We start from the raw sequence: 13,440 nt of genomic DNA, 5'->3' as shown, positions 1-13,440 counted from the left end.
GAACTTGTTCTACAGTGATCTCGGGCACGCTCTCCGGCACCGAGCGCGGCCGCGACCTGCCGACTACTTCGAGGATGAGGTAAGCACTATGACCGACTCTCCGCGCACCGGGGATACCAGCGAAGCCGATTACGTCGTCGTGGGCGCCGGTAGCGCCGGTGCCATCGTCGCGGGCCGGCTGGCCGAGCACGGCGCCAGCGTGATCCTGCTGGAGGCCGGGCGCAAGGACAACACCCGGCTGGTCCGCGTGCCGGGCATGATCACCACGGTGCACACCGTGCCGCAGCTCAAGCACCAGGTCACCTGGAGCCAGTACTCGGTGCCGCAGAAGCACGCCAACGAGCGCGAGATCCCGATGACCCGCGGCAAGGTGCTGGGCGGGTCCAGCTCCGTCAACGGCATGCTGTTCGTGCGCGGCAACAAGGCCAACTTCGACTCCTGGGCGGCCGAGGGTTGCGAGGGCTGGAGCTACGCCGACGTGCTACCCGCCTACAAGCGCCTGGAGAACTGGGAGGAAGGCGCGAGCGAGCTGCGCGGCTCCGGCGGCCCGATCCAGGTCACCCGGCAGAAGGAACTCACCCCGATCGCGCAGGGCTTCATCTCCGCGGCGACCGAGACGCTGGGTGTCCCGCAGATCGCCGACTACAACGGCGAATCGCAGGAGGGCATCAGCATCTTCCAGCAGAGCGTGCGCAACGGTATTCGCTACAGCTCCTCGCGCGGCTTCATCACCGAGCGCCCGAACAAGAACCTGCGCGTGGTCACCGGCGCGCACGTAGCGCGCGTGGTGATCGAGAAGGGCCGCGCCACCGGTGTCGAGGTGATCGAGAAGCGTGGCCGCCGCCGCATCATCCGCGCCGCGAAGGAGGTCGTGGTCTCCGGCGGCGTGATGGGTTCGGCACACACCCTGCTGCTGTCGGGCATCGGCCCGGCCGGGCACCTGCGCGACCTCGGCATCGACGTGCACGCCGACCTGCCGGTGGGGCAGAACCTGCACGACCACCTGTTCGTCCCGATGACCTACATCTCCAAGAAGGCGCTGCACCGCGGTATTCCGTCGCACTTCGCGGCCGGCATGCTGCGCGAGGCGCTGCGTCCGGGTAGTTCGTGGTTCGGGCGGACGGTGTTCGAATGCGTGGGGTTCGTGAAAACCTCGTTCGCCAAGGACATTCCGGACATGCAGATCCACACCCTGCCGTGGAGCTATCCGGTGCCCAACCAGGACGAGGACAAGCTGCACATGGTGGACCGCCGCTCGGCGATCACAATCTTCCCGACCCTGATCTATCCGAAGAGCCGGGGCGAACTGCGGCTGGCCTCGACCGATCCGCTGCAGCAGCCGCTGATCGACCCGGGCTACCTGTCCGACCCGGCCGACACCGAGTTCCTGATCGAGGCCATCGGCATGATCCGGGAGATCATGTCGTCCAAGACCATCGCGGGTGATGTCACCGAGGAGCACGCGCCGGGTCCCGAGTTCGCCGACGAGACGGCCCTGCGGCGCGAACTGCCCAACCGCATCCATTCCGTCTACCACCCGGTCGGCACCTGTCGCATGGGCGTCGACGAGCGGGCGGTGGTCGATCCGCAGCTGCGGGTGCGCGGCATCGAGGGCCTGCGGGTCGCCGACGCCTCGATCATGCCGAGCATCACCGGCGGTAACACCAACGCCCCGTCGTACATGATCGGCGAGAAGTGCGCCGAATTCATCACCGCGGGAGCGTAATTCGCTGAAGCGGGGGCCGGGCCCACGCCCGTCCCCCACCCGCCGGACACACTCGGCGACAGGCGCTTACCCGAGTACCGCGCGCATCGGTGCGAAACTTGCCGTCGTGAGCGCGTTCGCCCGGCATCGCCCGGTTCGGCACGGCGTCGTCGGCGAACCTCCAGCGCGCCCGGTGGCGCCCGGCAGCGAGGTGGTGGCGTGAACGAGGGCCTGAGCACGCGCGTGGCGAGCGTGCGGAACCTGAAGCCCGGCTGGTTCGCGGCGGTCATGGCGACGGGGATCGTGTCGCGGGCCGTGACCGGCGCCGGGTGGGCCTGGTGCGGCACCGCGCTGTTGATCATCGGGCTGGTGGCCTTCGCCGCGCTGACCGTCGCGACACTGTTGCGGCTGGCCCTGTTTCGGGAGGCGGTCCTCGCCGATGCCCGCGACCCGGCCGTCGGGTTCACCTATCTGACCTTCGTCGCGGGCGCCGCGGTACTGGCCGCGGGGCTCGCCGCGCACGATCGGACCGGACCGGCGCTGGTGCTGCTCGCGATCGCGGCCGCGGCCTGGCTGCTGCTGTGTTACGCGATACCGGCGGCGTTGATGGTGCACCACGCGCCGCAGGATGCGGTCACCGGCGCCGACGGCACCTGGTTCCTCTGGGTGGTCGGCACCCAGTCGCTGGCCGTGGCCGCGACCGTGCTGCCGCGGCCGTGGGGGCAGCGCCTCGCGGTTCCCGCACTGCTGTGCTGGTCGGTGGGCGTCGTGCTGTATCTGGCGGTGGCCGCGCTGGTGCTCGGCACGCTGTTCGGCGGATCGCTCACGGCCGCGAAACTCGTTCCGGCGTATTGGGTTTTCATGGGCGCGACCGCGATCAGCGTGCTGGCCGGGGCGCAGGTGCTCGAGCACGGCTCGAACCAGCTCGTCGCGGCGGCGCGGCCGTTCCTGGCGGGTGCGGCGATCGGACTGTGGGCCTTCGGGAGCTGGCTGATCCCGCTGCTGCTGGCCGCCGGGGTGTGGCGGCATCTGGTGCGGCACCTCGCCCTCGCGTACGAACCGGGCCTGTGGAGCATCGTCTTCCCGATCGGCATGTACGGCGTCGGCACGGCCGAGCTGGGGCGCGTGCTCGGCGAGCACTGGATGGTCACCTTCGGCCACGCCGAGGCCTGGGTCGCGCTGATCACCTGGGTGGCGACCGCCGCCGCGCTGGTGGGCACCGTTCTCCGGCGGCCGAGAGCACGCGGTGCGGCGGGCCGGGAATGAACGGGCGCTATTGCGCGTTCCACCTCGTGCCGTTAACGTAGGCACTGTCGTAATCCTGTGGATGTAGGTAGACGCAGCAGTCCCTCCCACAAGATTTCCTCACCCGCTCCGATCCGATACCGGGCGTACAACGCCACCTCGACCGGACCCGACCGGGATTCTCCACCCGCGGCTCGCACGCCGCTCCACGGCACTCGCCGCGATCACGACCACATATCCGATTCAGGAGAAAACCATGAAACACAACACGATTCACTCGACAGGCGATGCCGGCACGGTGACCACCGAGACGCCGGTGAGCGGCATCCTCGACATCACCGACAACCACGCGACCCTGCGCGTCGACGGCTACCTGGCCGGTCCGAACGACGCCCACGTGCCGCCGCGCCTGATCCGCGACTACGGATTGCGCCGCGGCGACACCGTCACCGGTGCGATCGGCGCCAAGCGCGAAGGCGCCAAATTCCCGCCGCTGATCCGCATCGATACCGTGAACGGCCTGCCGCCCGCCCAGGCGAAGTCCCGGCCGCACTTCTCGGAATTGGTCCCCATCCATCCACAGGACCGGTTGCGGCTGGAGACCGAACCGCACGAAATGACCACGCGCGTCACCGATCTGGCCATGCCGCTCGGCAAAGGTCAACGCGCCCTGGTCGTCGCGCCACCCAAGGCGGGCAAAACCTCTGTGCTGCAATCGATCGCGCACGGCATCGCGAAGAACCACCCCGAGTGTCAGCTACTGCTGGTGCTCGTCGGCGAACGCCCGGAGGAGGTCACCGATCTCGCCCGCGCGGTGCCCGCCGACATCGCCGCCGCCACCTTCGACCAACCGCCGCGCGAGCACGTCGCGGTGGCCGAACTCGCGATCGAGCACGCCAAGCGCCTGGTCGAGATGGGCCGGGACGTGGTGGTGCTGCTGGATTCGCTGACCCGGCTGGCCCGCGCCTACAACCTGGCCTCGCCCGCCTCCGGCCGGGTGCTGTCCGGCGGTGTGGACGCGGCCGCGCTCGCGCCGCCGAAGAAGTTCCTCGGCGCGGCGCGCAACATCGAGCACGGCGGCTCGCTCACCATCGTCGCCACCGCGCTGGTGGAGACCGGTTCGGTGGCCGACACGGTGATCTTCGAGGAGTACAAGGGCACCGGCAACGCCGAACTCAAGCTCGACCGGCGCACCGCGGAGCGCCGCCTGCACCCCGCGGTCGACATCGCGCAGTCCAGCACCCGCAAGGACGAGCTGCTGCTGGCCCCGGACGAACTGGCCGCCGTGCACGCGCTGCGCCACACGCTGGCCGGGCGCGAACCGCAGCAGGCCGTGGAACTGTTGCTCACCGGCCTGCGTCAGACCGACACCAACGCCGAGTTCCTCGCCGGTGTGCGCGCGGCCGGAAACTGACATTGGCACCTGTCGGCGACACGACGTTGCGCGGTATTAGCCGGTTTCCTACGCGGGGGTAACCTGGTTCGCGGTGGTGGGCATCGAGAAGGTCGTGCCGGCCTTGCTCGACCCGGGAGGACACGGTGACGTCGCAAGAAGAGTTCCTGCGCCGCGTGCGCGACGGCCTGCTGGCGCTACCCGACGACGAACGCACCGTGCCGGTCTCGCACCGGTACCCGCGACAACCCGCGGAGGTGTCGACCGCCGATCGCGCCGCCCTCGTGGAATCTTTCGTCGCGCGGTTGAAAACCCTCGGCGCCGAGGTCGACCGGATCACCGAGCCCGAGATCGCCGACCGCGTGAACCTGGTGCTGCGCGTGCACGGCGCCACCGCGGTGACGGCGCCCGACGGCCTGCCCGCCGAATGGCTCGAATACTGGTCCGAGACCGAGGGCCACCAGGTGCTACCCGATCGGCCACACGCGGCCACCGCCGATCCGGTGGACGCGGTCGTCACCACCTGCACCGGCGCGGTCGCCGATTCCGGCACCCTCGTGCTCGACGGCGGGCCCGGCCAGCTCCGGCGCACACCCAGCCGGGTACCCGGTTGTCATGTGTGCGTGGTGCGGGCCGACCAGATCGTATCGTCGCTGCCGGAAGTGCTCGACAAACTGGATCCCCGCCGTCCCGTCACCTTCTTCGGCGGCCCCTCGGCCGCGGCGACCGACCAGGACGCCTCCGATCCGCGGCAATTGATCGTCTTCATCGTCGAGTAGCACCGCAAGCACTCGTTAAGACCCCGCCAAGCCCGGCGCGGCATCGTCTGTGTCACCACCGGATCACATCCGGTGCACCCCCGCCGAGGGGGTGGAGCACCGGACGCGGCCCGTCTACGAGGGGTGGCGGGTCACGTCCGAGCCACACCCACGCGCTCCTGCCGACTTCAGGGAGGGGGCGGCAGGATCGCGTGGGCAGGGGTGCGAAAGCCTTTCCGGCACTGGGTATCCGGTCGCCTTCCGGGACCGTGGCGACCGCTGTACGGTTTCGGCGTGGAATTCAACGACGACCTGCTCGTGCTCGTCGGCACCCTCGTCACGGCCGTCGGCTCGGTCATCGCATGGAACAGGGCGGTGCGGCGCGAGGCGGCGACGCGGGCGGCGCTCGTCGGCTTCGTCGAGGACCTGCGTACGCGACTGGGCGGAATGGCGGAGACACCGGAGGAGAACTCGACGGCGCCCCGGCTCACCCCGGCCGATCTGGACTCGGCGCTGGCGGGAGCGCTCGCGGACCGCGAACCCCCGGCCGCCGCCTCGACGGGCCGGGATCTGTCGGTCGTGCTGGTCGGCCTGGCGCTCATGGCGTACGGCTCGCTGGTCGACATCCTCAGCTGACCCGGTCGTCCGTTGCGCCGTTGTGATCTTGGTCTGCGGCGCGGCGCGCGAACTCGAGGAATGATGGGTGGTACGCGAAAGGTTGGGAGCGACGATGGAAACCGCAGTCGTCTTCGTACTGGCCTGCCTGTTCTACTGGTGGGGACTGCTGTAGGCAGGGTGGCCGCCGTGCACGACGAACTCCGCCCCGCCGATCCCGGTCGGGGCGGAGTTCGTCCGTCCTTCAGTGCGTGTCGACCGATTGCTCGCTGTCGAGCATTTCTCCTTCGCCCGCAACGTTTTTCACGTTCCGCATGAGGAACACCGCCACTACCGCGGCCGCCAGCGCACTGAGCGCGCCCGCTGTGAAGGTGGCCGACATGGCCGTGCTGAAGGCGTGCCGGGCCAGGCCGATCAAGCCCTCGTCACCGGTGCCGAGCGCGCCGGCGATGGACTCGCGAATGCCCTCCGGCGCCCACGTCGGCATCTCGTCGGTGTAGGTGCCCGCGAGGATCGCGCCCAGCACCGCCACCCCCATCGACGCGCCGGCCTGCTGAATGGTGTCGTTCAACGCGGAACCGACACCGGCGTGCTCGGCCGGGACCACGCTCATCAGCGCGCCGATGGCCGCGGGCATCGCCAGTCCGGCGCCCGCGCCGAGCAGCGCCGTGGCCAGTGCCACCGGCCAGAAACCGCTGTCGGTGTCGAGCAGCGCCAGCCCGCCGAAACCGGCCCCGACCACCAGCAGGCCGATGACGGTGACCACCTTGGCGCCGAACCTGCCGACCAGCGTCGCGCCGAGGCCGTTGCAGGCCAGGATCGCGACCGCCATCGGGGTGAACGCGAGCGCCGTGCGCATCGGCGTGTAGCCGAGCACGAACTGCAGGAACTGGGTGAGCACCAGCACCAGGCCGCCGTTGGCGAAGGTCACCAGCACCAGCGAGAAGCTCGACCCGGTGAAGGTCCGATTGCGGAACAGATCCAGCGGCACCATCGGCGAATCGGTGGTGACCTCGCGAATCACGAACCCGGCCAGGGCGACCGCGGCGACACCGAAGGCGGTCAGCACGCCGGTGTCGGTCCAGCCGTCCTGCGGCACGGCGATGATCGCCCACACCAGCGCGGCCATTCCGACGATCGACAGGGCCATGCCCGGGACGTCCGGTTTGCGCCACGGGCCCTTGGACTCCGGCATCAACGCCAGCGCGGCGATGATCGCGACGACCGCGATCGGCACGTTCATCACGAACACCGCACCCCACCAGAAGTGGTCGAGCAGGGCGCCACCGACCACCGGGCCGCCGACCATGCCCAGCGTGGCGACCGAACTCCACGCGGCGATCGCCTTGGGCCGCTCCTGATCGTCGAAGACGGTGATCAGGATCGACAGTGTGCTCGGCATGATGAGCACGCCGCCGACACCCATCACGACCCGTCCGGCGATCAGCAACTCGGGGGTGTTCGCGTAGGCCGCCAGCACTGACGCGCCGCCGAACAGCACCAGGCCGAGCACCATCACCAGGCGCCGGCCGAATCGGTCGGACAGGCTGCCGGAGGTGAGCAACAACCCGGCGAACACCAGCAGGTAAGCGTCGATGATCCACTGGATCTGCTGGGCGCTGGCGTGCAGATCGGTCGCGATGTCGGGGATCGCCACGGTCAGCACCATGTTGTCGATCACCAGGACCAGCGAACTCAGGCAGAGCACCACCAGGATCAGCCAGCGGCGGGGGTTTCTGGCGACCGACTCCCGGGCGGTCGTTTCGAGCGTTTCCATCGTCAACCCTTTCGAGATTCCGCACGGCGTGCGTTCTGCCGAACACTGTACGGCGCGCCGCACAGTGTTCGCAACGGGTACGTCGTTCGCTACTCCGAACACTGTTCGAACCACGCGTTATGCTGGGTGCGACGACTGCGAAGGAGCGGAGATGGCCACCGAGACACGGCACGGCGCGGCGCCGGAGGGGATCCCGTCGGTGTGGACCCGCCCGCAGCGCGCGCGGCGGGAGACACCGGCGCTCAGCCGGGACCAGATCGTCGCGGAGGCGATCGCCCTACTGGATGCCGAGGGTCACGAGGCACTGAGCATGCGCAAGCTCGGCGCACGGCTGAACGCGGGCGCGACCTCGCTGTACACCCACGTGTCGAACAAGGAGGAGCTGCTGGAGCTGGTGGTCGACGAGGTCTTCGGCGAGGTGCACTCGCTCGAGGCCGCCGACCCGGCCCAATGGCGCACGGCGGTACTGGATTTCGGCCGGGAGGTGCGCGCGGTCATGCTGCGCCACCCCTGGGTCGGCGTGGTGTTGAGCAGCACGGGCCTGGCATTCCTCGGACCCCATCTGATGCGCCTGACCGAGCAGGCGCTGACGCTGCTGGAATCGGCGGGCTTCGACGAGGGCACCACCGACCTCGTCACCAACACGGTTTTCACCTACATCATCGGCGCCACCTCGACCGAGGCGGCGGCGCTGGCCACGATCGCGCGCAGCGGCCTCGACGAACAGCAGTGGTCCGAGCGCATCATGGCGGCGTACGAGGCAGCGTCCCAACCGTTTCCGCGCACACACAAGCGCTATGTCGCGCACCGCGGCGTGAACGCGGCGAGTTACCGCGATGCCACGTTCGACGGCGAGCTGAACCTCATCCTGGACGGGGCCGAGCTGCGCCGACGACAGGCACGATAGCTTGATGCGAGTCGGGCGCGTTCGCCTTATCACGAACGCGCCCTGCGGATTTCGCCGGAACCTCAGCGCCCGGTGGCCAGATTCGCGCCGCCGTTGGCATCCAGCACCACACCGGTGATGAACCCGTTGGTGGCCAGCGCGTGGATGGCTCGGGCGATGTCCTCGGGGTGCCCGACGCGGCCGACCGGTGTGGCGGCGGAGATGCCGTCGAACAGGTCGCGCCGCTGATCCGCCGGGACCCGATCCCACCACGGCGTATCGATGACGCCGGGCGACACCGCGTTCACCCGCAGCGGCGCCAGCTCCACCGCCAGCGGCGGCACCATGGCATCCAGCGCGCCGTTGACCGCGGCCAGACCGGAGGTGCCCGGGAAGGCGGCGCGGGACGAACCCGCTGTCACCAGCGTGACCGATCCGGACGAATTCAGGTGCGGCAGTGCCGCTTTGAGAATGCGGACCTGCGCCCAGAACTTGCCGTCGAACGCCGCGGCCAGCTCGTCGAGGCGCAGGTCGGCGAACGGGCCGCTGCCCGCCGCGCCGCTCACCGCGATCACCAGGTGATCGATCGTTCCCGACTGCGCGAAGAACGCGTCGATCTCGGCCTGATCGGTGGCGTCCACCCGGAATCCGGTGGTGTCACCGCCGATTCGGGCCACGGCCGCGTCCAGTTTGTCCTGGCCGCGGCCGGTCACGACGACCCGGGCGCCACTCGCGGCGAACAGCGCCGCGGTGGCCTCGCCGATCCCGGAGCTACCGCCCATGACGACGACGTGCGAGGCGGCGGAGGGGTTCGGTGCGGTCATGGGTGTGCTTCTTTCCACGAGGGTCTCGCCATACCGTTGACGAGACTTACAGTCTCGACAACGAGAGTAGCGCGTACCCTGTTCCCACGCCGGTCGAAGCCCGAGGAGGTGGGGTGATGGAAGCGCGGTCGAACGCCGCGGGCGGTGGCGCGGGCCGGGCCGATTCGCCGCGGCAGCAGCCGGAAACGCCTCGTCCGCACACGGGCCGCCGCCGCAACGAGGCGGTGCACCGGGCGATTCTCGCGGCGGCGGTGCGGTTGCTCGCCGAGTCGGACGGCTCGCCGATCACCATCGACGCCATCGCCCGCGCGGCCGGGGTCGGCAAGCAGACCATCTATCGGTGGTGGCCGTCGAAGGGCGCGGTGCTGCTGGACGCCCTGCTCGCGACCGCCGACCGGACCGTGCCGCAGCCCGACACCGGCTCGGTGCGCGACGACCTGCTGGCGATCGTCGCGTCCACCTTCGCCGGAGCGCAGGATCCGCCGGTCGCCGCCACGCTGCGCACCCTGGTCCGGGAGGCGGCGCTCGACCCGCACCTGGCGGAACTGGTGCGAGACTTCACCGCGGCCCGGCGAAAAGCGGTGCGGGACATTCTGTTTCGTGGCATCGAACGCGGACAGCTACCCGGCCGCACCGACCCGGACCTGCTCGTAGACCAGTTCTACGGCCTGTTCTGGTACCGCTTCCTGCTCGGCCACGCGCCCCTGGACCGGGCGGCCGCCGAGCAGGTCACGGACTCACTGCTGCGGTCGATATAGCGCGCGGCCCGATCAGCTCCTGCCGTCGAGCCCCGCGCGCACGCCCTTCTCGATGCGCTTGCCGATCTCGGTGTCGACGTTCTTCCAGTACTCGAAGACGCGGCTCAGAACCGGCTCCTGTACGCCGCCCAGCACGTGGCCGACGACATTGCTCACCAGGCGGTCGCGCTGGGCGTCGTCGAACACCTCGCGGACCAGGGTGCCCGGCTGGGTGAAGTCACCGTCCTGCGCGTGCTGGATGTAACCGGCGCGCACCTGCTCCGGTTCGAAGGCCCAGGCGGCCTCCTCCGGTGCGCGGGACGCGTCGGCGTGCGGGCCGCCGTAGGAGTTCGGCGCGTACACCGGCACCTCGGGCGCGTTGAAGTCGTACCGCATCGCGCCCTCCTTGGAGTAGGAGTTCACCTCGGCGGCGCGAGCCCGGTTGGGCGGCAGCTGCGCGTAGTTGGTGCCGATGCGATACCGGTGCGCGTCGGCGTAGGCGAACACCCGGCCCAGCAGCATCTTGTCCGGCGAGTAGCCGATGCCCGGCACGATCGCCGACGGCTCGAACGCCGCCTGCTCGATCTCCACGAAGTAGTTGCGCGGGTTGCGGTTCAGCGTCCAGCGACCGACCTCGATCAGCGGGTAGTCCTTCTTCGACCACACCTTGGTCAGATCGAACGGGTTGAAGCGGTAACCTTCCGCCTCGTCGACCGGCATGACCTGCACGTACACCGTCCAGCTCGGGTACTCGCCGCGCTCGATCGCCTCCCACAGATCCTGACGGTGGTAGTCGGGATCGGTGCCCGCGAGCCGGTCGGCCTCGGCCTGGGTCAGGAACTGCTGACCCTGGTCGGTGCGGAAGTGGTACTTGACCCAGAAGCGCTCCCCCGCGGCGTTGATCCACTGGTAGGTGTGCGAGCCGTACCCGTTCATGTGGCGGTAGGTCTTCGGGATACCGCGGTCGCCCATCAGCCAGGTGACCTGGTGGGCGCTCTCCGGCCGCAGCGTCCAGAAGTCCCACTGCATGTGATGGTCGCGAAGACCGTTGCCCGGCAACCGCTTCTGCGAGCGGATGAAGTCGGGGAACTTGATCGGATCCTTGATGAAGAAGACCGGCGTGTTGTTGCCGACGAGGTCGTAGTTGCCGTCCTCGGTGTAGAACTTCACCGCGAAACCGCGCGGGTCGCGCCAGGTGTCGGGGCTGCCCTGCTCGCCGGCCACCGTGGAGAACCGCGCCAGCGACTCGGTCCGCGCGCCGGGCTGGAACAGCTTGGCCTTGGTGAACCGGCTGACGTCGTTGGTCACGACCAGTTCACCGTAGGCGCCCGCGCCCTTGGCGTGCACGATCCGCTCCGGCACCCGCTCGCGGTTGAACTGGGCGAGCTTCTCGATCAGGTAGTGATCGTGCAGCAGGATCGGGCCTTGCGCGCCCGCGGTCAGCGACTCGTCGTCGCTGGGTACCGGGGTGCCGGTGTTGGTGGTGGTCGGTTCGGTCATTCGACGCCTCCTTGGCTGACGAGCAACAGACGCCGGGACGGCGGCCCGGAGTAACTGGATGGGTGGCGTGTTCATCGGGTGGGTACGGAATCGGCCCGGCAGTCCGGGCACCGGCCCCAGTACACGACCTCGGCCTCGTCGACGCTGAAGCCGTGCGCGTCGGAGGGGTCGAGGCAGGGGGCACTGCCCACGGCACAGTCCACGTCCACGACCGTGCCGCACTGCCTGCACACCAGGTGATGGTGGTTGTCGCCGATGCGGGCCTCGTACAGCGCCGCCGACCCCGCCGGCTCGATGCGCCGCAGCAGGCCCGAGTTCACGCAGGCGCGCAACACGTCGTAGACGGCCTGGGTGGACACCGACCCGATTCGTTCGCGAACCGTGGCGGCGATTCGATCGGCGTCCGAATGCGGTTGCGCCGCAACCGCGTCCAGCACCGCGACCCGCGGGGCGGTGACCCGCAGGCCGACCGCGCGCAATCGTTCGCGCGGATCGAATTCACCGGTGTGCATGACTTCAGTTTCCACCTTTTCTGGAATAAGTCAAGAAAAGGATCCGGGGCTGGGTCGCCTACACCGCGGCGTTCGCGTGGCGACACCGAGATTTCACCGTGTGACGGAGGTTGCCGCTATAGCCTGTGAGCATGGGGCGCATCCTCGGGTGGGTGACGGGTGTGGCGGTGCTCGCACTGACGGCCGGTGGCACATCCGCGCCGTCGGTCGGGGCGGCGCCGGTCGACGACGTGCGCTGCGCGGTGACCGCCGGGCGCGACTTCGAACGCGCCGAGCCGGAGCGAGCCGGGCTCGACACCGCCCGGCTGCGCGCCGCGCTGGACTTCGCGGCTCAGCGAAATCGGCTCAATGTCAAGGTCTTCCGGCACAACTGCCTGATCGGCGAAGGCCCGGGCAACGATCGGACCGACACCGTCGCCTGGAACGTGTGGAGCGTCACCAAGAGCGTCGTCTCCCTGATCGCCGGAATCGCCTGGGACCGAGGCCAACTCGATATCTCGGCGCCGATCGACCGCTACCTCCCGCCCGGCCTCGGCGATGCCGCGCATCGATCGATCACCGTCGAGAATCTGCTCACCGAGACCTCCGGCCTGCACATCGGCCTGATCAACGAGGGCGTCACCGGTGTCGTGCCGGTCGATCCGAACAGCGCGGTGCAGGCGCTGGGTGTACCGCTGGATCATCCGCCGGGCACCGAATTCGCCTACAGCCAGCGCAATGTCGATCTGCTCGGCTATGTCGTCGAATCGGCGGTGGGCGAGCCGCTGCAGCAGTTCGCCCAGCGCGAGCTCTTCGATCCGCTGGGCATCCAGCGCGGTGACTACTACTGGGCCCGCGATCGTTCCGGGCACACCTACGGCTACGCCCACCTGATGATCCCGCCCGACGACCTGGCCAAGCTGGGGCTGCTGGCGAGCAACGACGGGCGTTGGGGCGATACGCGAGTCGTGTCCGCCGACTATCTGCACCGTGCCCGGCAGCCGTCGGCGGCGAACCCCTGCTACGGCTATCTGTTCTGGGTGGGCGCGGGGTGCGTGGAGATGCCCGGCTTCCTGCCCGCCGACACCTACGAGATGTCCGGGCTGGCCCTGCAGAATGTCTTCGTCATCCCCAGCCTGGACCTGACCGTGGTGTGGACGGGCGTATTCGGCAACCACAGCAACCTGGGACCGACCGGCGCGCTACAGAATTCGACCGAACTGTCCCATGAGTTCTTTCGCCGGTTGTTCGCCGCGTTCGAACAACCGCCGACGCCGGACCCGGGGCCCTACGTGGAGCCGCCGCCGCGCCTGGACCCGCGCGACTACTTCGATCCGAACATCACACTGGCGGTCTTCGGACTCGGGCCGCACGCCTATCCCGACTGTAATGTGCTGTCCTGCTTGAATACTCCGCTGGCCGCGCCGTTCGCCGATGCCCCGCCGGGCTGCCTGCTGGTGGTGTGCCTCGGCCCGGATCCGCGCACCCCGGGCATCCGGTGAGGCCGAC

Annotated in this window: 12 protein-coding genes; 8 read left to right on the top strand and 4 right to left on the bottom strand. The window is 69.4% G+C overall.

Annotated features, from left to right (window positions below):
- The first annotated feature begins 88 nt into the window (after nucleotides 1–88).
- From NWFMUON74_RS01615 to NWFMUON74_RS01595, 5 genes are all read left to right on the top strand, one after another.
- Complete coding sequence (locus tag NWFMUON74_RS01615; RefSeq protein ID WP_187686252.1) at nucleotides 89–1,726, top strand: GMC family oxidoreductase; 1,638 nt, start codon at nucleotides 89–91, stop codon at nucleotides 1,724–1,726.
- 198 nt (nucleotides 1,727–1,924) lie between these two features.
- Nucleotides 1,925–2,971 (top strand): tellurite resistance/C4-dicarboxylate transporter family protein, encoded by a 1,047-nt coding sequence (locus NWFMUON74_RS01610; RefSeq protein WP_187686251.1) that lies wholly within the window; start codon nucleotides 1,925–1,927, stop codon nucleotides 2,969–2,971.
- Nucleotides 2,972–3,206: 235 nt separating this feature from the next.
- Entirely contained in the window at nucleotides 3,207–4,364 is a 1,158-nt protein-coding gene (locus NWFMUON74_RS01605; RefSeq protein ID WP_187686250.1) for a transcription termination factor Rho, short form, read from the top strand.
- Nucleotides 4,365–4,489: 125 nt separating this feature from the next.
- Nucleotides 4,490–5,122, top strand: a complete 633-nt coding sequence (locus NWFMUON74_RS01600; protein WP_187686249.1) for a LutC/YkgG family protein — start codon at nucleotides 4,490–4,492, stop codon at nucleotides 5,120–5,122.
- A gap of 273 nt (nucleotides 5,123–5,395) precedes the next feature.
- Entirely contained in the window at nucleotides 5,396–5,737 is a 342-nt protein-coding gene (locus NWFMUON74_RS01595; RefSeq protein WP_187686248.1) for a hypothetical protein, read from the top strand.
- A gap of 223 nt (nucleotides 5,738–5,960) precedes the next feature.
- Here NWFMUON74_RS01595 and NWFMUON74_RS01590 read toward each other — a convergent pair whose 3' ends face one another.
- Nucleotides 5,961–7,493 (bottom strand): MFS transporter, encoded by a 1,533-nt coding sequence (locus NWFMUON74_RS01590; protein WP_187686247.1) that lies wholly within the window; start codon nucleotides 7,491–7,493, stop codon nucleotides 5,961–5,963.
- A gap of 151 nt (nucleotides 7,494–7,644) precedes the next feature.
- Between NWFMUON74_RS01590 and NWFMUON74_RS01585 the strand changes: the two genes are divergently transcribed.
- Entirely contained in the window at nucleotides 7,645–8,400 is a 756-nt protein-coding gene (locus NWFMUON74_RS01585) for a TetR/AcrR family transcriptional regulator (protein ID WP_187686246.1), read from the top strand.
- A gap of 62 nt (nucleotides 8,401–8,462) precedes the next feature.
- Here NWFMUON74_RS01585 and NWFMUON74_RS01580 read toward each other — a convergent pair whose 3' ends face one another.
- Nucleotides 8,463–9,203 (bottom strand): SDR family oxidoreductase, encoded by a 741-nt coding sequence (locus NWFMUON74_RS01580; protein WP_197986954.1) that lies wholly within the window; start codon nucleotides 9,201–9,203, stop codon nucleotides 8,463–8,465.
- A 116-nt stretch (nucleotides 9,204–9,319) separates the two neighbouring features.
- Here NWFMUON74_RS01580 and NWFMUON74_RS01575 point away from each other — a divergent pair, with 116 nt between their 5' ends.
- Nucleotides 9,320–9,961 (top strand): TetR/AcrR family transcriptional regulator, encoded by a 642-nt coding sequence (locus NWFMUON74_RS01575; RefSeq protein ID WP_187686245.1) that lies wholly within the window; start codon nucleotides 9,320–9,322, stop codon nucleotides 9,959–9,961.
- Nucleotides 9,962–9,973: 12 nt separating this feature from the next.
- Here the strand turns inward: NWFMUON74_RS01575 and NWFMUON74_RS01570 are convergent, their stop codons facing one another.
- Both NWFMUON74_RS01570 and NWFMUON74_RS01565 read right to left on the bottom strand, forming a co-directional pair.
- On the bottom strand, nucleotides 9,974–11,440 hold the full coding sequence (locus NWFMUON74_RS01570; protein ID WP_187686244.1) for a catalase: 1,467 nt from the start codon (nucleotides 11,438–11,440) through the stop codon (nucleotides 9,974–9,976).
- 71 nt (nucleotides 11,441–11,511) lie between these two features.
- Nucleotides 11,512–11,952, bottom strand: coding sequence for a Fur family transcriptional regulator (locus tag NWFMUON74_RS01565; RefSeq protein ID WP_187688849.1), 441 nt, complete (start codon nucleotides 11,950–11,952; stop codon nucleotides 11,512–11,514).
- A 131-nt stretch (nucleotides 11,953–12,083) separates the two neighbouring features.
- Between NWFMUON74_RS01565 and NWFMUON74_RS01560 the strand changes: the two genes are divergently transcribed.
- Nucleotides 12,084–13,433 (top strand): serine hydrolase domain-containing protein, encoded by a 1,350-nt coding sequence (locus tag NWFMUON74_RS01560; protein WP_187686243.1) that lies wholly within the window; start codon nucleotides 12,084–12,086, stop codon nucleotides 13,431–13,433.
- Nucleotides 13,434–13,440: the final 7 nt, after the last annotated feature.

Source organism: Nocardia wallacei, from assembly GCF_014466955.1.
Taxonomy (GTDB): Bacteria; Actinomycetota; Actinomycetes; order Mycobacteriales; family Mycobacteriaceae; genus Nocardia; species Nocardia wallacei.
Note: the sequence above shows the minus strand (reverse complement) of the source record. Positions and strands in the feature narration are given on the sequence as shown.